Source organism: Streptomyces sp. NPDC055400, assembly GCF_053644375.1.
This window is the reverse complement of record NZ_JBSHLM010000018.1, coordinates 162,106-180,909: the sequence shown is the minus strand read 5'-3', so window position 1 is coordinate 180,909 and position 18,804 is coordinate 162,106. Positions and strand designations below refer to the sequence as shown.

At 70.0% G+C, this 18,804-nt stretch carries 14 protein-coding genes; 9 read left to right on the top strand and 5 right to left on the bottom strand.

What is annotated here, in order from left to right; all coding sequences use genetic code 11:
• The first annotated feature begins 36 nt into the window (after positions 1 to 36).
• The 6 genes from ACWIGU_RS37380 to ACWIGU_RS37355 all read left to right on the top strand — a co-directional run bounded on the left by ACWIGU_RS37380 (position 37) and on the right by ACWIGU_RS37355 (position 5,492).
• Positions 37 to 120, top strand: coding sequence for a putative leader peptide (locus ACWIGU_RS37380; protein WP_351373514.1), 84 nt, complete (start codon positions 37 to 39; stop codon positions 118 to 120).
• Between the two features lie 148 nt (positions 121 to 268).
• On the top strand, positions 269 to 1,195 hold the full coding sequence (locus tag ACWIGU_RS37375) for an ABC transporter permease (RefSeq protein WP_454406118.1): 927 nt from the start codon (positions 269 to 271) through the stop codon (positions 1,193 to 1,195).
• The gene (locus tag ACWIGU_RS37370) at positions 1,168 to 1,947 is read left to right on the top strand and encodes an ABC transporter ATP-binding protein (protein WP_454406117.1); all 780 of its coding nucleotides are present in this window, start codon (positions 1,168 to 1,170) and stop codon (positions 1,945 to 1,947) included. Before ACWIGU_RS37375 ends, ACWIGU_RS37370 begins: the two co-directional genes overlap by 28 nt.
• A 163-nt stretch (positions 1,948 to 2,110) precedes the next feature.
• Positions 2,111 to 3,154 (top strand): ABC transporter substrate-binding protein, encoded by a 1,044-nt coding sequence (locus ACWIGU_RS37365; protein WP_454406187.1) that lies wholly within the window; start codon positions 2,111 to 2,113, stop codon positions 3,152 to 3,154.
• A 2-nt stretch (positions 3,155 to 3,156) separates the two neighbouring features.
• Positions 3,157 to 4,338 carry an LLM class flavin-dependent oxidoreductase gene (locus ACWIGU_RS37360; RefSeq protein WP_454406116.1) on the top strand — a complete coding sequence of 394 codons (1,182 nt, stop codon included), beginning with the start codon at positions 3,157 to 3,159 and terminating at the stop codon, positions 4,336 to 4,338.
• Between the two features lie 53 nt (positions 4,339 to 4,391).
• Positions 4,392 to 5,492: an NAD(P)-binding domain-containing protein gene (locus tag ACWIGU_RS37355; RefSeq protein WP_454406115.1), complete on the top strand. Its 1,101-nt coding sequence runs from the start codon at positions 4,392 to 4,394 to the stop codon at positions 5,490 to 5,492.
• Positions 5,493 to 5,540: 48 nt separating this feature from the next.
• On the opposite strand, the gene mltG is transcribed toward ACWIGU_RS37355, so the two are convergent.
• Both mltG and ACWIGU_RS37345 read right to left on the bottom strand, forming a co-directional pair.
• Positions 5,541 to 6,389, bottom strand: a complete 849-nt coding sequence (gene mltG, locus ACWIGU_RS37350; RefSeq protein WP_454406114.1) for an endolytic transglycosylase MltG — start codon at positions 6,387 to 6,389, stop codon at positions 5,541 to 5,543.
• Between the two features lie 110 nt (positions 6,390 to 6,499).
• Positions 6,500 to 8,320, bottom strand: coding sequence for an ABC transporter ATP-binding protein (locus ACWIGU_RS37345; RefSeq protein WP_454406113.1), 1,821 nt, complete (start codon positions 8,318 to 8,320; stop codon positions 6,500 to 6,502).
• 93 nt (positions 8,321 to 8,413) lie between these two features.
• Between ACWIGU_RS37345 and ACWIGU_RS37340 the strand changes: the two genes are divergently transcribed.
• Positions 8,414 to 8,857: a MarR family winged helix-turn-helix transcriptional regulator gene (locus ACWIGU_RS37340; protein ID WP_454406112.1), complete on the top strand. Its 444-nt coding sequence runs from the start codon at positions 8,414 to 8,416 to the stop codon at positions 8,855 to 8,857.
• Positions 8,858 to 8,909: 52 nt separating this feature from the next.
• The gene (locus ACWIGU_RS37335; RefSeq protein WP_454406111.1) at positions 8,910 to 11,846 is read left to right on the top strand and encodes an FAD-binding and (Fe-S)-binding domain-containing protein; all 2,937 of its coding nucleotides are present in this window, start codon (positions 8,910 to 8,912) and stop codon (positions 11,844 to 11,846) included.
• Here ACWIGU_RS37335 and ACWIGU_RS37330 read toward each other — a convergent pair.
• Entirely contained in the window at positions 11,830 to 13,845 is a 2,016-nt protein-coding gene (locus ACWIGU_RS37330; protein ID WP_454406110.1) for an NPCBM/NEW2 domain-containing protein, read from the bottom strand. The two genes, ACWIGU_RS37335 and ACWIGU_RS37330, sit on opposite strands and share 17 nt — an antisense overlap.
• 184 nt (positions 13,846 to 14,029) lie before the next feature.
• On the opposite strand from ACWIGU_RS37330, the gene ACWIGU_RS37325 reads away from it, so the two are divergent.
• Complete coding sequence (locus ACWIGU_RS37325) at positions 14,030 to 15,511, top strand: Gfo/Idh/MocA family protein (RefSeq protein WP_454406109.1); 1,482 nt, start codon at positions 14,030 to 14,032, stop codon at positions 15,509 to 15,511.
• Between the two features lie 51 nt (positions 15,512 to 15,562).
• Here the strand turns inward: ACWIGU_RS37325 and ACWIGU_RS37320 are convergent, their stop codons facing one another.
• Both ACWIGU_RS37320 and ACWIGU_RS37315 read right to left on the bottom strand, forming a co-directional pair.
• Positions 15,563 to 16,954 carry a cation:dicarboxylate symporter family transporter gene (locus ACWIGU_RS37320; protein ID WP_454406107.1) on the bottom strand — a complete coding sequence of 464 codons (1,392 nt, stop codon included), beginning with the start codon at positions 16,952 to 16,954 and terminating at the stop codon, positions 15,563 to 15,565.
• 194 nt (positions 16,955 to 17,148) lie between these two features.
• On the bottom strand, positions 17,149 to 18,804 hold the full coding sequence (locus tag ACWIGU_RS37315; protein ID WP_454406106.1) for a peptide-N4-asparagine amidase: 1,656 nt from the start codon (positions 18,802 to 18,804) through the stop codon (positions 17,149 to 17,151).

Below are 18,804 nucleotides of genomic sequence, written 5' to 3'. Positions count from 1 at the left end.
TGACCATACGTCGACAAGGTGGCTACTTTCTGCGGCATGTTGCGTTCAGTTCTGCTCACCACGCGCGGTCACATCGACCTGCTGCGGGTGGCCTCCGCCGCGTGTCGCCGCGGCCACTGACGCCCTTCCCCCGCATCTCCGGCTACGTCACGTAGTCCCGTACGCCCCTCCCCCGGCCCCGCGTGACCTCACGCGGGTGCGCTGACACACACGCGTACCCCTTTTCACCTTCACCGCTGCCCTCCCCTGCCCTCTGCGTGGAGCACCCATGAGCATCAGCCATGCCCCGCCGGACCCGGACGCCGCCGCCGAGTCGCCTGCCCCGGACGCCGTCCCCGCCGATTCCGATGCCCCGTCCCATGCCCCATCCCCTGCCGATTCCGTCGGTCGTCCCGAGCTCGTCCGTCTCGTCGCGTCCTCCACCCGCCGCACTCGGGTCCCGCGCTGGCTGCGCCGCACCTCCGGGCCCGTCCTGCTGCTCATCCTGTGGCAACTCCTCAGCACTACAGGCGTGTTGACCGCCGATGTGCTTGCCTCGCCCGGCACCATCGCCCGCGTCGCCGGCGATCTCGTCTCCGACGGGTCGCTGCCGAACGCCATGGGCGTGTCACTCCAACGCGTCGCGTTCGGCCTGCTGTTCGGCGTCGTCGTCGGTACCGGGCTCGCCCTCGTCTCGGGCCTGTTCCGGGTCGGCGAGGATCTCGTCGACGCGAGCGTGCAGATGCTGCGGACCGTGCCGTTCGTCGGGCTGATCCCGCTGTTCATCATCTGGTTCGGGATCGGCGAGGCACCGAAGATCGCGATCATCACGCTGGGCGTCTCGTTCCCGCTGTATCTGAACGTGTACGCCGGAATCCGCGGCGTGGACGCGCAGTTGATCGAGGCCGGCGAGTCGCTGGGGCTCTCCCGTTGGGGTCTCGTACGCCATGTGGTCCTGCCGGGCGCGCTGCCCGGCGCCATGACCGGGCTGCGGTACTCGCTGGGCATCGCATGGCTCGCCCTCGTCTTCGCCGAGCAGATCAACGCCGATGCCGGCATCGGCTTCCTGATGGTGCAGGCCCGTGACTTCCTGCGGACGGACGTCATCGTCGTCTGCCTGATCGTCTACGCGTTCCTGGGCCTGCTCGCCGACTTCGTCGTCCGTACCCTCGAAAGGCTGCTGCTGCAATGGCGACCGACGTTCACCGGCCGGTGACCACCACCAAGTTCCATTCCACACAGCCCAGTTCGGCTGTGCATGTACAAGGGCTCACCCGCTCCTTCGACGGGCGCGCCGTCATCGACCGCCTCGATCTCGACGTGAAGCCCGGCGAGTTCGTGGCGCTGCTCGGCCGCAGCGGCTGCGGCAAGTCGACGCTGCTGCGCATCCTCGCCGGGCTCGACCGCGACATCGAGGGCACCGTACTCGTGCCGCGCCGCAAGGCCGTCGCGTTCCAGGCTCCGCGTCTCATGCCGTGGAAGCGGGTGTGGCGCAATGTGCTGCTCGGGCTGCCGGGAAAGCCCCAACGAGACGTCGCCGAGCAGGCGTTGGAGGAGGTCGGGCTCGGGCATCGTACGAACGCCTGGCCCAAGACGCTCTCCGGCGGCGAGGCCCAGCGCGCGTCGCTGGCCCGTGCCCTGGTGCGCGAGCCCGATCTGCTGCTGCTCGACGAACCGTTCGGCGCTCTCGACGCGCTCACCCGCATCAAGGCGCAGCGCCTCGTCGACGAGCTGTGGCAGCGGCGTGGCTGCGCCGTCCTCCTGGTCACGCACGACGTCGAGGAGGCCGTCCTGCTCGCCGACCGCGTGCTCGTGATGGACGAAGGCGTCATCGCGTACGAGACCGAGGTCGATCTGGAGCGTCCGCGCGGGATATCCGACCCGCGCTTCGGCGAACTGCGCGCCGAGCTGCTCCATCGTCTGGGAGTCGACACCCACGACAACTCCCCGTCAGCCACTGCCGCCTGACTCTCACTCAGCCCAACTCCCGACGCACACCACCCGTACCGGCACACCCGCCCTACGGCCATTCCGGCCTGCGTCGACGGGCCGAAGCCCGCCAGCCGAGACCGGCCGGCCATGACCGACCCGCCAGGACCGACCTGCCATGAACCCACCGAACGGACTCCCCATGCGACGACGCCTCGCCCCCGCTCTGCTGCTCCCCCTGGCCCTGCTGCTCGCCGCCTGCTCCGGCACCTCCACCGCCGATACGTCCACGGGCGGCTCGGGCGGCGGCGGGACCGACGGCAAGGGGAGCCTCACGCTCAACGTCGGTGACCAGAAGGGCGGTTCGGAAGCCGTACTCCGGGCCGCCGGAGAGCTCGACGACCTCGACTACAAGATCCACTGGTCGACCTTCACGTCCGGGCCGCCGCTCCTCGAGGCCGTCAATGCCAAGGCGGTCGATATCGGAGGGGTCGGCAACACCCCTCCCGTCTTCGCGGCCGGTGCCAACTCGAAGATCTCCATCGTGGCGGCCAGCCACGGAACCGCGAAGGGCGACACGATCCTCGTCCCGAACGACTCGAAGCTGAAGAAGCCCGAGGAGCTCAAGGGCAGGTCCATCGCCGTGGCGCAGGGTTCGTCGGCGCACTACCAGTTGGTCGCGTCCCTGAAGAAGGCCGGTCTGTCGCTGAAGGACGTGCAGGTCAAGTACCTCCAGCCGGCCGACGCGCTGGCCGCGTTCACCGGGGGCAAGGTGGACGCCTGGGCCGTCTGGGACCCGTACACCTCCCAGGTTCTGCGGGGGAAGCAGGGGCGTGTGCTCACCGATGGGGACGGGCTCACCAATGGGCTCTCGTTCCAGGTCGCGGCGCCGTCCTCGCTCAAGGACAGCAAGAAGGCCGCCGCGATCGGCGACTACCTCAAGCGGCTCAAGCGCGCTCAGGACTGGGTCTTCAAGCATCCCGAGGCGTGGGCGAAGGTCTGGGCGAAGGACACCGGGCTGCCCTACGACGTCGCTCTGGACGCGGTGAAGCGCACCAACGGCACCCGGGTCACCGTCGCCGTGGACAAGCCCGCCATCGCCTCGGAGCAGCACATCGCCGACACCTTCGCGCAGCTGAAGCTGATCCCCCGCAAGGTCGACTTCGCGTCGTTCGTGGACACCCGGTTCAACGGTGGCCTGCCGGCGTCGACGACCGCGCCCCGCACCTTCGGCAAGGAGTCCTGACGATGAGCGTCCACCTTCACTGGTTTCTGCCGACGGGCGGCGACGGCCGCACGCTCGTGGACCGGCACGCCTACACCGACGGGGGCGTGAAGCGCTCGCGGATCGCTCCGGTCAGCGGCGTGCGTGCGCCCGACATCGACTATCTGACCCAAATAGCCAAGGCCGCCGAGCAGTTGGGGTTCGAAGCGGTTCTGACGCCGACGGGCACGTGGTGCGAGGACGCCTGGCTGACGACGGTGGCCCTGGCCCAGCACACCGAGCGGCTCAAGTTCCTCGTGGCGTTCCGGCCCGGCGTGATCTCGCCGGTGCTCGCCGCCCAGATGGCCGCCACGTACCAGCGGATCACGCGCGGGCGGCTGCTCCTGAACGTGGTGACGGGGGGTGACTCGACCGAGCAGCGGCGCTTCGGCGACCATCTGGACCACGACCGGCGCTATGCGCGGACCGACGAGTTCCTCTCGGTCGTGCGCGGTGTGTGGAGCGGCCAGCCGTTCGACTTCGGCGGTGAGCACTACCAGGTGGAGGGCGGGCTCACCGCGCTGCCGCCCGACCCGCTGCCGGAGATCTTCTTCGGCGGTTCTTCGGCCGCGGCGGGTCCGGTCGCCGCGCGGCACACGGATGTGTATCTGACCTGGGGCGAGCCGCCCGAGCAGGTGAAGCAGAAGATCGACTGGATCCGGGGGCTCGCCGAGAAGGAGGGGCGCACGGTCCGGTTCGGGATCCGGCTGCACACGATTTCGCGCGACTCGTCGGCGGAGGCGTGGGCAACGGCGAACCGGTTGCTCGACGACCTGTCGCCTCAGACCGTGGCTGCCGCCCAGGAGGCGCTCGGCCGCAGCGAGTCGGTCGGGCAGCAGCGGATGCTCGCGCTCCACAGGGGCTCGCGCGACGACCTGGAGATCTCGCCCAATCTGTGGGCGGGCGTCGGCCTGGTGCGGGGCGGCGCGGGCACGGCGCTCGTCGGCAGCCACGCAGACGTCGCCGACCGGATCGAGGAGTACCACGCGCTGGGCGTCGAGCACTTCGTCCTGTCGGGCTATCCCCATCTGGAGGAGGCGTACTGGTTCGGGGAGGGCGTGATCCCGGATCTGGCGGCACGCGGGCGGCTGCCGCGGATTCCGGCGTCGCCGCTCACGAGGTCTGCCGTCGGTGGCGCGCCGCTTCTCGTCGCCGGGGGCCGCTGACTCGTCGCGCTCCCTGCGGGAAGATCCACGACCCCGGTGCAGTTAGTGGAAGCGTGAACGATATCGGGGTGCGGGAGACAGCGGACGTACACGAGGTCGACGTGGTCGTCGTAGGCGCTGGGCAGGCAGGACTGTCCAGCGCCTATCACCTGCGCCGGGCCGGCTTCGAGCCGCAGCGTGACTTCGTCGTCCTCGACCACTCACCGCGCCCCGGCGGCGCCTGGCAGTTCCGCTGGCCTTCACTGACGTACGGCGGGGTCCACGGCATGCACTCGCTGCCGGGCATGGAGCTGACCGGCGCGGACCCGGCCCGGCCGTCGTCAGAGGTGATCGCGGCGTACTTCGCCTCGTACGAGGAGACGTTCGACCTGCGGGTGCGGCGCCCCGTCGATGTGCGCGCCGTGCGCGAGGGGGACGGCAGGAGGCTGCTCGTCGAGACGTCCGCCGGGACGTGGTCGACGCGTGCGCTGATCAATGCGACGGGCACCTGGGACCGGCCGTTCTGGCCGCGCTACCCGGGGCAGGAGACGTTCCGCGGGCGTCAGCTCCACACCGCGATCTACCCAGGGCCGGAGGCGTTTCGCGGACAGCGGGTGATCGTGGTGGGCGGTGGGGCCTCCGGGACGCAGCACCTGATGGAGATCGCCCCGTACGCGGCCGCGACGACCTGGGTGACGCGCCGGCCGCCCGTCTTCAACGAGGGCCCGTTCGACGAGAACTTCGGCCGTGCGGCGGTCGCCCTGGTCGACGAGCGGGTCCGGGCGGGGCTGCCCCCGCAGAGCGTGGTGTCGGTGACGGGGCTGCCGCTGAACGACGCGATCCGGCAGGCCCGCGCCGACGGTGTGCTGGACCGGCTGCCGATGTTCGACCGGATCACGCCGTCCGGCGTCGAGTGGGACGACGGCCGGCGGGTCGACGCGGACGTCATCCTGTGGGCCACGGGCTTCCGGCCCGCGATCGAGCACCTTGCGCCGCTGAAGCTGCGCGGGCCCGGCGGCGGCATCCAGGCCGAGGACACCCGGGTGGTCGCCGATCCGCGGATCCATCTGGTGGGCTACGGGCCTTCGGCCAGCACGATCGGCGCCAACCGGGCGGGGCGCGCGGCCGTACGGGACATCAAGCGCCTGCTGGCCGGGGCGCCGGTCGCTGTGTGACACCCCCGAACGGGACGCCCCTGCGCGGCCCGATCAGGCACGCCCGGCTCAGGCGGACGACGGCTTGCCGCTCGCGCGCAGCTTGTTGAACTCCGCGACGTTCTTCTGCTGTTCGTTGAAGTCGGCCGTGAAGCGGGTGTCGCCGGGCTTGACCGTCACGAAGTACACCCAGTCCCCCTGCGGCGGGCTGATCGCGGCCTTCATGGCCTCGGCCCCGGGGTTGGCGATGGGGGTGGGCGGCAGCCCCATCCGGACATAGGTGTTGTACGGGTTCTCGGCCCGGGTGTCCTTGGTGGTGGTGTCGAGCGTGGAGCGGTGGAGCCCGTAGTTGATGGTCGAGTCCATCTGGAGCGGCATACCGCGGTCGAGCCGGTTGTAGATGACGCGGGCCACCTTCCCCATGTCTTCCTTGGTGGCCGCCTCGGCCTCGACGATGCTCGCGATGGTGAGGGTCTGATAGGGCTTCACCGTGTCCCGGTCGGCTCCCGCCGTCACCTGGCTGCCGTTCAACTTCCTGTTGGCGGTGTTGACCATGTAGGACAGCAGACCCGCCGGAGTCGACTTGTCGTCGAGTGGATACGTCGCCGGGAAGAGGTAGCCCTCCGGGTTGCCCCCCGCGTCCCCCGGGAGCTTGAGGCCGGCCTTGGGGACGGCCTTCTTGCTCGTGCCTGCCGGGACACCGAGGGCCTTGTCCAGGGCCTCGTAGACCTGGCCCGCACGCCAGCCTTCGGGGACGGTCAGTGTCCGCGGCCGCTTGTCACCGCCCCCGTGGTGCGGGAGCAGGAGCGGCACCACCACTGCGGCGGCCGCCGCCACGAGGGCCCCACCCGCGATCAGGGAGGCGCGGCCCCGGCGCGTCAGTCGCATCGTGCTCCTTTGCGGAGTCTCGTTCAGCATGGCCGAACGCTAACCCGCAGAGGGTTGCAAACCGGTCATATCGTAGCGTCGGTGGCTCCACTTGGGCGTCACCTGCATGCCCGGTCACGGCCCAGGGTCCTTCGCTTGGATCAGGCTGGGCTCACGGGCTCCAGTTGTGAGTCCCTGCGGACCAGGGCGGCATAGCGGCCGTCCCGTTCCAGAAGCTCCTCATGGGTGCCGCGCTCGGCCACCTGCCCGCCGTCGAGGACGACGATCTGGTCGGCGCCGCGGATCGTGGACAGCCGGTGGGCGATGGTCACCGTCGTGCGGTTGGCCGACAGGGCGTCGATGGCTTCCTGGACGGCGAACTCGGTGCGGGTGTCCAGGGCGCTCGTCGCCTCGTCGAGGATGAGGATCGGCGGGTCGCGCAGGATCGTGCGGGCGATGGCGAGGCGCTGCTTCTCGCCGCCGGAGAACCGGTGGCCACGCTCGCCGACGACGGTGTCGTACCCGTCGGGCAGGGAGGCGATGTGCTCGTGGATCTGGGCCGCCCTGGCCGCAGCGTGCAGCTCCTCCTCGGTGGCGTCGGGCTTGGCGAACCGGAGGTTCTCCGCGACCGAGGCGTGGAAGAGGTACGTCTCCTGGGAGACGACGCCGACGGCACGGGCGAGGGTGTCGAAGTCCAGGTCGCGCACATCCACCCCGTCGAGGGTGACACGCCCGCCCGTGACGTCGTACAGACGCGGCACCAGATAGCTGAGCGTGGACTTGCCGGAGCCGGTGGGGCCGACGACGGCCAGGCTGCCGCCCGCGGGGACGGTGACGTCGATCCCGTCGAGTATCGCCGCACCCTTGCCGTCGGCGGCGTCGTAACGGAACTCGACGTCCTCGAAGCGGACTTCGCCCTTGATCGTGTCGAGGCGGACGGGCTGCCCGGGCTCGGTGATGTCGATCGGCAGATCGAGGTACTCGAAGATGCGCTGGAAGAGCGCCAGCGAGGTCTGCAACTGGACGCCGGTGGCGAGCAGGCTCACGGTCGGCCGGAACAGGCCCTGCTGGAGCGAGACGAAGGCGACCAGCGTGCCGATCGAGATGGAGGGTCCGCCGAGCTGGAGCGCGACGCCCGCGACCCAGTAGATGACGGCGGGCATGGCGGCCATGACGACCGTGATGACGGCCATGCGCCAGCGCCCCGCCATGTTCGACCGGACCTCGAGCCCGACGAGCTGCTCGGACTCGTCGGCGAACGAGCGGGTGAGCGAGTCGGCGCGGCCCATGGTGCGGCCGAGGAGGATGCCGCTCACGGAGAGGGACTCGGTGACCGTGGCGGCCATCGCGGCCATCTGCTTCTGGCGTTCCGTGGTGATCTTCTTGCGCTCGCGGCCGACGCGGCGGCTGATCCACACGAAGACGGGCAGCAGGAGCAGCGAGACGGCCGTGAGCCGCCAGTCGAGCGCGACCATCGCCACGACGGTGGCGACCACGCTGGTGAGGTTCGAGACCAGGGACGTGGCGGTGGAGGTGACCGTCGCCTGCATGCCGCCGATGTCGTTGGCGATGCGGGACTGGACCTCGCCCGTGCGGGTCCTGGTGAAGAAGGCGAGCGACATGCGCTGGAGCCGGCCGTACACGGCGGTGCGCAGGTCGTGCATGACGCGCTGGCCGACGGTCGTGGAGATCAGGGTCTGCAGGACACCGAAGATGCTGGTCATGACGGCGCTGAGGATCATGCCCAGGGCGAGCAGACTCAGCAGGCCCGTGCGCCCCTGCGGGATCGCGGTGTCGAGGATCTCCTTGAGCAGGAAGGGCGTGGCGACCGACACGAGCGAGGCGGCGCCGACGAGCAGGCCGACCAGCGCGAGGCGGGCACGATAGGGACGGAAGAGGGCCAGGATGCGGCGCATCTGCCGCGGCTCCGGCGACGTGGTGTCGGAGGGCGACGGCGTCCAGCCGGGTTCGTCGTGACGCATGAGCCTCCTACGAGTCGTGATTCAAGGTCTCAGGGAGCATAGCTCATTGTTACCTATACTCACAATGAACAAGGTCCTGATATTGTTCCGCACATGAGTACCCCGGACGCCGACGGCCTTCTCGCGGAGCAGCTGCTCCGGCTGACCCGGCGGCTGCAGCGGATCCAGAAGCGCTATCTGGAGCCGGTCGGGATCACGCCCGCCCAGTCCCGGCTTCTGCGCACCCTCGTGCACTACGACACCCCGCCGCGCATGGCCGACCTGGCCGAGCGCCTCGAAGTCGTGCCCCGCGCCGTGACGAGCCTGGTCGACGGCCTGGAGACGGCCGGGCTGGTGCGCCGGGTGCCCGATCCCACGAACCGCAGGGTGATCCGCATCGAGCTCACCGAACTGGGCCGCAAGGCGCTGCGCGAGCTGCGCAGCGCGCGCAGGACCGCCGCAGAGGACATCCTGGCTCCATTGAGCCCCGACCAGCGCGCCCAGCTGGGCGTCCTGATGAACGCGCTGTTCGAGACGCCGTACGACCACCGCTGTTAGGCCCCGGGTGTCACGCCCGGGCCCGCAGCATCCGAGGAGAGGCTGGAGAGGCATGCCCCTACTGGAGCCGAAGCCGGAAGCGCTGCGCCCGGGACCTCATGCGGAAGGCCCGGCCCCCGACCGGGTGCCGGACGCTCAGGCCGGCGGGACCCCGGAGCCGCTGCGCTCCGAGCTGACCGGGCTCCTGGGGGCGGACAAGGTCCTCACGCACATCTCGGACCTCGTGCGGTACGCGTCGGACGCGAGTCCCTACCGTTTCGTGCCGCAGGTCGTGGTGGTCGCCGAGGACATCGACGACGTGTCGGCCGTCCTGTCGTACGCGCACGGCAAGGGCCGCGAGGTGGTCTTCCGCGCGGCGGGCACGTCGCTCAACGGGCAGGCGCAGGGCGAGGACATCCTCGTGGACGTCCGCAAGCACTGGGCGGGCGTCGAGGTCATCGGCGACGGCGAGCGGGCCAGGATCGGCCCCGGTACGACCGTCGTGCGCGCCAACATCACGCTCGCGCGGCACGGGCGCGTGCTCGGCCCCGACCCGGCAAGCGCCATTGCCTGCACCATCGGCGGGGTCGTCGCGAACAACGCCTCAGGCATGACGGCCGGCACCACCAGGAACTCGTACCGGACGGTCGCCTCGCTCACCTTCGTGCTGCCCTCGGGCACCGTGGTGGACACGGCCGACCCCGATGCCGAAGCGTTCCTCGAGCACGCCGAACCGGCTCTCTGCGTGGGCCTGTTGGAGATCAAGGGCGAGATCGAGGCCGACGCGGACCTGGTCGCCCGTATCCGCGCCAAGTACGAGATCAAGAACACCAACGGCTACCGCCTGGACGCCTTCCTGGACGGCGCGACACCCGTGGAGATCCTGCGCGGCCTCATGGTGGGGTCCGAGGGGACGTTCGGCTTCATCTCCGAGGTCGTCTTCGACACGCTGCCCCTCGACCGGAAGGTCTCCACGGCGCTGCTGTTCTTCCCCTCGCTGCCCGCGGCGGCAGCGGCGGTCCCGCTGTTCAACGCGGCGGGCGCGATCGCCGTCGAGGTGATGGACGGCAATACGCTGCGGGCCTCGGTGAGCGTGCAGGGGGTGCCCGCCGACTGGGCGAGCCTGCCCAAGTCGACGACGGCGCTCCTGGTGGAGTTCCGCGCGCCGGACGAGGCGGCCCAGGAGCGTTACGAGGCGGCGGCCGCCGAGGTGCTCGAGGGGCTCGAACTGGTGGCGCCCGTGGCTTCGGTGACCAACGCGTTCACGCGGGACGCGAAGACGATCGGTGGCTACTGGAAGGCCCGCAAGGCGTTCGTGACGGCGGTCGGCGGATCGCGCCCCTCCGGGACGACGCTGATCACCGAGGACTTCGCGGTGCCGCCGTCGCGCCTGGCCGAGGCGTGCGAGGCGCTCCTCGAACTCCAGACGCGGCACGGCTTCGACGCCGCCGTCGCCGGTCACGCGGCGCACGGCAACCTGCACTTCCTGCTCGCCTTCGACGCGGGCAGGCCCGAGGACGTCGAACGCTACGCCGCGTTCATGGACGAGTTCTGCCGCCTCACCGTCGAGCGCTTCGACGGTTCACTCAAGGCCGAGCACGCCACAGGGCGCAACATCGCGCCGTTCCTGGAGCTCGAATGGGGCGCGAAGGCCACGGAGTTGATGTGGCGCACCAAGCAGGTCATCGACCCGGACGGCGTCCTCGCGCCGCGTATCGTCCTCGACCGCGATCCCAAGGCCCATCTGCGCGGCCTCAAGACGATCCCCAAGGTGGAGCTGATCGCCGACCCGTGCATCGAGTGCGGCTTCTGTGAGCCGACGTGTCCCAGTGAGGACCTGACGACCACGCCACGCCAACGGATCGTCCTGCGCCGCGAGATGATGCGCCAGCCGTCCGGTTCGCCGGTCGAGGACGGGCTTGTCGAGGCTTACGGGTACGACGCCGTGGACACGTGCGCGGGCGACTCGACGTGCAAGCTGGCGTGTCCGGTGGGCATCGACACGGGCGCCTTCATGAAGGAGTTCCGGCACGCGCGGCACTCGCCGCGCGAGGAGAAGGTGGCCGCGTTCACGGCCAGGAACTTCAAGGCCGTCGAGGCGTCGGCGCGGCTCGCCGTGGCGGCCGCCGGCAAGATCGGCGACCGGCTCCTGACCTCCGTGACCCAGGCCGCCCGCAAGGCCGTACGCCCCGACCTCGTACCGGAGTGGCTGCCGGCGATCCCCGCTGCCGCCGCCCGGAAGCTGCCCCGCACCGCGCGCGTGGGGGCTGCCGCGGTCTACTACCCGGCCTGTGTGAACCGCATCTTCGGAAGCCCCTCAGACGTGTCCCTCGCGCAGGCCATGGTCGCCGTGTCCGCGCGCGCGGGACGGCCGGTCTGGATTCCGGACGATGTCGCGGGGACGTGCTGCTCCACGATCTGGCACTCGAAGGGGTACGACGAGGGCAACACCGTCATGGCGAACCGGATCGTCGAGGCGGCCTGGGGCTGGACCGCCGGCGGCAGGCTGCCGCTCGTCGTCGACGCCTCGTCGTGCACGCTCGGCATCGCCCATGAGGTCGTCCCCTATCTGACGGACGACAACAAGGAGTTGCACAAGGAGCTCACGATCGTCGACTCGATCGTCTGGGCGGCGGACGAGCTGCTGCCACACCTGACGGTGCACCGGACGGTCGGCTCGGCAGTGCTTCATCCGACGTGCTCCATGGAACACCTCGGCGACGTGGCGCAGTTGCGGGCCGTCGCCGAGGCCTGCGCCGACGAGGTCGTCGTACCGGACGACGCCGGGTGCTGCGCGTTCGCGGGCGACCGAGGCATGCTCCACAAGGAGCTCACCGAGTCGGCCACACGCAAAGAGGCGGCGGAGGTGACCGCCCGGCACTTCGACGCGCATCTGTCGGCGAACCGGATGTGCGAGGTCGGCATGGACCACGCGACGGGCCGCGGCTATTACTCCGTGATCGTGGAGCTGGAGCACGCGACGCGTCCCGGGGTCACGCAGAGCAGCTGATCTTCAGGCCGCCCCAGTCCGCGTGGTCGCTGCCGTTGCCGTCGTCGGCGGTGGTGGCGATCAGGCGGACGAACTGGCCGCCCGACACGTCTACGTCCAGCGGCACAGCCTTGTCCTGCCAGCTGAGCTTGCCGGTGTCGACGGCCTTCGTCCGGTCCTTCCAGACCTCGAAGGTCACGGTGCCGCGCTGGGCGCCCACGTTGTCCTGCGCGTCGTCCACGCCGACCTCGGCCTTCAGAGTGGAGCAGTGTCCCGCCGTGTAGTAGACGGCCTCGCTCCACGCGTGCGTGCCGAGTCCCTTGGGATAGACGGTGCCGCCGATCGTCAGCGGGGTCCCGTCGCCCTGGTCCTGCTCGCCGTTGGTCATGTCGCGTTCCATCGGGCCCCAGCCGTTCGTGGACTTCACCCAGGTGGAGTCGCTGAGGTACGAGTCCCCGGCCGGGACCACGTCGGCGACGATCACCGTGGTCGTGGACGTGTCGGTGACGGTGCGCCCGTCGACCACGTACCGGGCGGTGGCGTCCAGCGTGTACGTGCCGGGCCCGAGGTTCTTCGGAGGCGTGATCCGCCAGTCGGTGGCGAGGGGCCCCGCGCGGGTCACGTACTCGGCCGATGTCCGGTCACCGGAGTCGACGGTCCAGCCCTCCGGGGCGCTGAGCCGCACCGTCGCGTCGCGCAGGGGCCTGGCTCCCTGGTCGGCGAGTTGGGTGTGCACCGTGCCGGCCTCGCCCGGCGTGACGAGTGAGGCGGGGGCGCCGTCGTACAGCAGCGGGGCGTCGACTCCGAAGCTGCGTGCGGGGGTCGAGGCGTCACCTGTGCGTGCGGGACGCACGGTGTAGACGACGAGGCCGTGCGCGGGGACGGACGCCTCGATCGTGCCCTGGCTGCGCAGGGCGTCGCCGGTGAAGACGTCGCGCAGCGCGTACGAGCCCGCTGTGCGTACGCCGGTCGCCGCGGCCGTCGTGCTGACGGTCGCCGCGTAGTCGTTCTCGTTGTAGAGGCCGACCGCGACGCTGCCGTCGGCGAGGGGCTTGGCGAGGACGTAGCGGCCTCCCTTCTCCGTGACGACCCTGGCCTGGCGGCCGAGGGGGTCCTGGTCGATGGCGGTGAGTCCGCGGTTGCCGATGAGCTTCAGGGTGGCTCCGGACGCGGTCGACAGGTCCGTGCCGAGCAATAGCGGCGAGGCCATCATGGCCCACATGCCGAAGTGGGTGCGGTACTCGCGGTCGCTCATGCCGCCGTTCCCGACCTGGAGCATGTCGGGGTCGTTCCAGTGGCCGGGTCCGGCGTAGTCGGCGAGGGGGAGGTTCGCCCGGATGATGCTTTTGACGCTGTCCCAGTCGTCGGTGATGTCGCCGGTGGTGCGCCAGGAGTGGCCGCCGACGGACGTGGCCCATTCCCAGGGTTTGTTGGCGCCCCACTCGCAGAGGTTGAAGAGCATGTTCCGGCCAGTGGCGGCGATGGCGTCGCCCATCGCCTTGTAGCGGTCCCGCGCGGGCAGGCCCTGGTTGTTGCAGTTGTCGTACTTGATGTAGTCGACGCCCCAGTCCGCGTACTGCTGGGCGTCGTTCTTCTCGTGGCCGAGTCCGCCGGGGTAGCCCGCGCAGGTGGCGGTGCCCGCGTCGCCGTAGATGCCGAGTTTCAGGCCACGCGCGTGGACGTAGTCCGAGAGCCACTTCAGGCCCTTGGGGAACTTGGCCGGGTCCGCGACGAGGCGGCCGTCGGCGTCCCGCTGTTTCAGGTCCCAGCAGTCGTCGATGTTCACGTACTCGTAGCCGAGGTCCTTGAGGCCCAGGGCTAGGAACCGGTCCGCGGTGTCCGTGATCAGCTTCTCGTTCACACCGCAGCCGACGGCGTTCCAGCTGTTCCAGCCCATGGGCGGGGTCTGCGCCAGGGCCACGGTCGCCGGCTCGGCCGCGTCCTGCGCCCCGGCGGGGGTCGCGGCGAGCCATGGGGCGAGCAGCGCGGCGGCGAGAGCGACGGTCAGGATGCGTTTCATGAGGCGGCAGTGAAGCGTGTGCCGCGCGCACGGCGCCAGAGCAGGCACCCCCCGGGTCCATGGGAGTCCAAAGAGTCCGCAAAGAAAGTCCAACTCCCTGACCATTTCCGCCCCTTGCGCCCCGGTGCTGTCCCCTTCAGGGTGGCAAGCGCTTGCAGCGCACCCACCCATCGATGGAGGTCCGATGCACGACGACAACGCGACACCGGCACCCGACGCGAGCCACGAGCAGCCCGAACACGACGCCGCCGGACAGTCCCGCAGGTCCGTCCTGCGGACGGCCGGGATGGCCGGCGCGGGGCTCGGGCTCGGCGCGTTCACCGGTGGCACGGCGCAGGCCGCCGGCGGGCAGGCCGAGGCCGGGCGGAGCGGGGCCGTGCAGGCCGGGGCGACGGCCGCCGAGGCTCCGGCCCAAAAGGGCGAGACGATGGTCGGCGTGCCCTTCGAGGGGCGTTCCACCGTGCGGGTCGGCATCATCGGGCTCGGCAACCGCGGCGGCAGCATGATCGACCTGTTCCTGGCGATCCCTGGCGTCCAGGTGGTCGCGCTCTGCGACCCGGTGAAGGACAAGACCGCGAGAGCGGCGGCCAAGGTGACGGCCGCGGGCCAGCCGGCCCCGGCGACATACACCAAGGGCGATCACGACTTCGAGAACCTGTGCAAGCGGGGCGACATCGACTTCGTGTACGCGGCCACGCCCTGGGACTGGCACTTCGAGATGGCGAAGACGGCGATGCTGAACGGCAAGCACGTCGGTGTGGAGTGTCCGATCGCCCTCCAGCTCGACCAGCTCTGGGAGTTGGTCGATCTCTCCGAGCGCACCCGCAGGCACTGCATGCAGCTGGAGAACTGCTGCTACGGCAGGAACGAGATGCGGGTCCTGCGGATGGCGCACGCCGGCAAGTTCGGCGACCTGCTGCACGGAGCGGGCGCCTACAACCATGACCTGCGCGGCCTGATGTTCGACCCCGACTACTACGAGGGCCCGTGGCGGCGGCTGTGGCACACGCGGCTGCGCGGCGATCTGTACCCCAATCACGGCTTCGGCCCGGTCGCCAACTACATGGACATCAACCGCGGTGACCGCGTCACGCACATCTCCAGCTTCGGCACGCCCTCGCTCGGCCTCGCCCAGTACCGCGAGGCCCATATGCCGAAGGGTGACCCGAGCTGGAAGGAGACGTACATCGAGTCGGACCGCACCATCAGCCTGGTCCAGACGGCGAAGGGGCGCGTCATCCGGCTCGAACACGATGTGTCCACGCCCCACCCGTACTCGCGGATCAACAGCCTCGGCGGCACGAAGGGTGTGTTCGAGGACTACCCGGAGCGGATCTATATAGAGCCGGACCACACGAATGACTCCTGGGGTGACTTCTCCAAGTACACCGACTTCGACCACTGGCTATGGCAGGAGCACTCCAACCCGCCGGGCGGCCACGGCGGCATGGACTACATCATGGTGTTCCGTCTGATGCAGTGCCTGCGGGTGGGCCTGGTACCGGACTTCGATGTCTACGACGCGGCGACGTGGACATCGCCGGTGCCGCTGAGCCACTTGTCCATCAAGGCGAAGGGGGCGCCTCAGGCGATCCCCGACTTCACGCGCGGTATGTGGAAGAAGGCGCGGCCGGGGGTGGATTCCGAGAAGCCCGAGGAAGCCTGACGGCGCGGGGGGCCGGCGGCGTCGCGCTTGCCGCCGGCCCCCCGCTCGGCCTCAACCCACTGTCTCCGCAGCGGACTTGGGGTCCTGAGTCTTCGGGAGCTCCGGCGACTTGACCGGCTCGGCCCGGTCCTCCTCCGGTACGAACGCGATCTCGCCGCCCAGTACCTTCTTGGCTCTGGCCGTGTCGAGCGCGCCCTCCCAGCGGGAGACCACGAAGACGGCCACGCAGTTGCCGAGCAGGTTCGTGGAGACGCGCATGGCGTCCATGATGCGGTCGACGCCGAGCAACAGGGCGACGGCGCCCGCCGGGATGACCCCGAGTGCGGACGCGGTGGCCGAGAGCGCGAGGAAGGCCGAACCGGGCACCCCCGCCATGCCCTTGCTGGTGAGCATCAGGACGATCACAACGGTGATCTGCTGGCCGAGCGAGAGGTCCACCCCGACGGCCTGCGCGATGAACAACGTACCGATGGAGAGGTAGATCGACGCTCCGTCGAGGTTGAACGAGTATCCCGTCGGCAGGACCAGGCCCACGGCGTCGTCGCGGCAGCCGGCGTGGCGCAGCTTCTGCATCATGCGGGGCATGACCGTCTCGCTGGAGGCGGTGCCGAGGGCGAGGAGCATTTCCTCGCGCGTGTAGCGGACGAACTTCCACAGACTCAGTCCGGTGACCGCCTTCAGGGCGAGGCCGAGGAGCACGAGGAAGATCACGGCGACGGCGTAACAGACGCCGATGAGCTTGCCGTACGTCGACAGGGCGCCGAGGCCGTACTCGCCCACGAGGTGTGCCGTCGCGCCGAACACGGCGAGCGGGGCCAGCTTCATGATGAAGCCGACGACGGCGAAGACCACTTCCTGGCCCTGTTCGATGGCGGGCAGGATCGCGGGGACCTTGGTGTTGCCGAGGTGCAGCAGCGCGGCGCCCACGAGGCAGGCGAGGACGAGCACCTGGAGCAGCGAGTTCTCGGCGAAGGCGCCGACCGCGCTGTCGGGGAGCGAGTGCAGGATGAAGTCGCCGGTCGACGGGAGCGAGCCGCCGCCGGTCTTGTCCTCGACGGCGGACGCGTCCAGCTTGGACGGGTCGACGTTCATGCCGACGCCGGGGCCGGCCAGGTTTCCGGCGAGCAGGCCGACGACGAGGGCGACGGTCGTCGCCGCCTCGAACCACAGGAGGGCCTTGAGCCCGATGCGGCCGAAGGCCTTGAGGTCTCCGGCCTTGGTGATTCCGGCGACGACCACGCAGAAGACAAGGGGCGCGATCATCGCCTTGATGAGACGTACGAAGCCGTCGCCGAGCGGTTGGACGGCTGTGCCCGCGTGGGGCCACAGCCGTCCGACGACGACTCCGATCACGAGTGCGCAGGCGACCTGCGCGAACAACGAGGTACGTAGTACGCGTGCGGCGCGTCGCGGCAGGGACGGTACGGACTGCGGCACGGGCATTCCTCCGGAGCAACGTCAGTGACTGTGCGGATTCTGCGATGCGGAAATTGGATTCCAAATTCTCTTCCGCGAAGCGTCACTATGTCGGAGCTACGGCTTCCGTAGAAGACCCCGATGTCACATCGGCGTAAATCTTGGATATTGCTCCAAGACCTCGACGCCGGTGCCTGCGGCCGTGCCTGCTGCCGTGCCCCTCAGCAGTGCCCGCGGTCCACCGTCAGCGCACCCTGTGCCGTGGCCAGCTCACGGTCGTAGCAGCCATCGGGGCTGGTCAGACGGTATCGCTCACGGCTGGTGCCCACCGCGTGCCGTTGGTCACGCGGAACGTTCGCCGTGTACGAGGCGTCACCCGCGTAGGCGTCGTCGAGGACCGTCCACGCCGTGCGGCCCGAGCCCGCGGCCCGTCCCGTCTCGGCCCGGTCACCGAGGTCGATCACGGTCCGCAGCCGGTTGTCCGCGTCGAGCGTGGTGGCGCCGTCCATCGTGTAGACCCGGTTCGTGCGAAGGGTGTGGTGGCCGGAGACGACGGTCTGACGATCGGTCCAAGTCCCCTTCAGCGCGTCGTTGTTCTCGCCCTCGGTCCAGCGGTGCGTGGACGTGCTGGTGAGGTCGCGGGTGACGGTGGTGGCGACGCGGCCGTGCGAGGTGTTCACATAGCCGGACACCGTCAGCCTGTGCCCGCCCTTCTCGTCGAGGCGGTACTCGTCCGTGCCCGGCGTGTACGTCGTCGAGTTGGCCGGCTCGCTCTCCTTGTGGCCGGTCAGCGCGCCTGTGACGTGCGAGCTGCCACCGTCCTGCCAGACGAGCACGTTGACCGGGACACTCCAGCCGCTCTGGCCCTGCGGGACTCCCACGACGGAGACGTCGACCTGGTGCGGACGGCCGTCGTCGAGAAGCCCGGCGAACGGCGTCAGGTCGTACCTGAGGGGCCGGACGTCGAAGGCTCCGGGAGCCGGAATCACGTACCAGAGAAAGGGGTTGGACCAGCCGCCCGTCCAGACGTTCGGGAACGGCGAGGCGATGCCCGCGAGTTGACCGTCCACGGAGATCTGCACCTCGCGGTACGGGCCGCCGTCCGCCTTGCACGAGTACGGGACCTCGTTCGGCACCGCCAGGTACCAGAACTCCTCGCACCCACCGCCCGATCCGGTGGCGTACACCTCGGCGACGATGCGCTCGCTGTTGCGCGGGGTGGTGAGTTTGCCCTGGTCGAGCGTGAGCACGCGGTCGGGGGTGTCCGTGGCGGGCGGCCGCTTCACATGCGGCTCGGCGGCGTAGAAGGTGAGGGTGGTCTTCACCTCGATGACGCCGGTGTACGTGTCGTCGACAACGTTGCCTATCAGCATCTCGACCGGCTGGTCGGCCCGTAGGGTGTCGCTGTAACGGGTGACGTCCTTTTCCACATTCCAGGCGATGCCGTCGGGCGAGGGCTCGGGGGTGGAGGTGCGCAGGACTTCCACGCCTCCGATGTGCAGATAGCCGAGACGGTCGAACTGCCGCCCCTTGACCTTGCCTTCGAGGCGCAGGACGACCTTGCTCCACCGGTCGCCGCAGCCCTTTGGCGGGGTGTAACTGCCCTTGTAGGGCGTGAAGTCACGGAACTCGGTCTCCGCGAGCGTCACGCGGCAGGACTTGGCGGCGGGCTTGGCCACGGGCGGTGTGGCGGTGATCGGGTCGTGCCAGTCGGTGCCGAACTCGGTTGGCGGGTCGGCGGGTTGGGGCGCCGCGGAATGACTGTCGGCGGAGGCCTCGGCGGGACGTGCTTCGGCGGAGGCGGCGGTGGCCTGGCCGGCGAGACCCGCGGCCGCGAGGGTCACCGCGGCCAGCATGGACATGACGCGTCTTCTCAT

What these genes read in the sequence shown, in the direction of transcription:
- mltG (WP_454406114.1), bottom strand. Translation starts at nt 6,389, where the DNA reads ATGCTGAACGAGACTCCGCAAAGGAGCACGATGCGACTGACGCGCCGG.
- ACWIGU_RS37325 (WP_454406109.1), top strand. Translation starts at nt 14,030, where the DNA reads ATGCACGACGACAACGCGACACCGGCACCCGACGCGAGCCACGAGCAG.
- ACWIGU_RS37335 (WP_454406111.1), top strand. Translation starts at nt 8,910, where the DNA reads ATGCCCCTACTGGAGCCGAAGCCGGAAGCGCTGCGCCCGGGACCTCAT.
- ACWIGU_RS37345 (WP_454406113.1), bottom strand. Translation starts at nt 8,320, where the DNA reads ATGCGTCACGACGAACCCGGCTGGACGCCGTCGCCCTCCGACACCACG.
- ACWIGU_RS37340 (WP_454406112.1), top strand. Translation starts at nt 8,414, where the DNA reads ATGAGTACCCCGGACGCCGACGGCCTTCTCGCGGAGCAGCTGCTCCGG.
- ACWIGU_RS37365 (WP_454406187.1), top strand. Translation starts at nt 2,111, where the DNA reads ATGCGACGACGCCTCGCCCCCGCTCTGCTGCTCCCCCTGGCCCTGCTG.
- ACWIGU_RS37315 (WP_454406106.1), bottom strand. Translation starts at nt 18,804, where the DNA reads ATGAGAAGACGCGTCATGTCCATGCTGGCCGCGGTGACCCTCGCGGCC.
- ACWIGU_RS37330 (WP_454406110.1), bottom strand. Translation starts at nt 13,845, where the DNA reads ATGAAACGCATCCTGACCGTCGCTCTCGCCGCCGCGCTGCTCGCCCCA.
- ACWIGU_RS37375 (WP_454406118.1), top strand. Translation starts at nt 269, where the DNA reads ATGAGCATCAGCCATGCCCCGCCGGACCCGGACGCCGCCGCCGAGTCG.
- ACWIGU_RS37380 (WP_351373514.1), top strand. Translation starts at nt 37, where the DNA reads ATGTTGCGTTCAGTTCTGCTCACCACGCGCGGTCACATCGACCTGCTG.
- ACWIGU_RS37360 (WP_454406116.1), top strand. Translation starts at nt 3,157, where the DNA reads ATGAGCGTCCACCTTCACTGGTTTCTGCCGACGGGCGGCGACGGCCGC.
- ACWIGU_RS37370 (WP_454406117.1), top strand. Translation starts at nt 1,168, where the DNA reads ATGGCGACCGACGTTCACCGGCCGGTGACCACCACCAAGTTCCATTCC.
- ACWIGU_RS37320 (WP_454406107.1), bottom strand. Translation starts at nt 16,954, where the DNA reads ATGCCCGTGCCGCAGTCCGTACCGTCCCTGCCGCGACGCGCCGCACGC.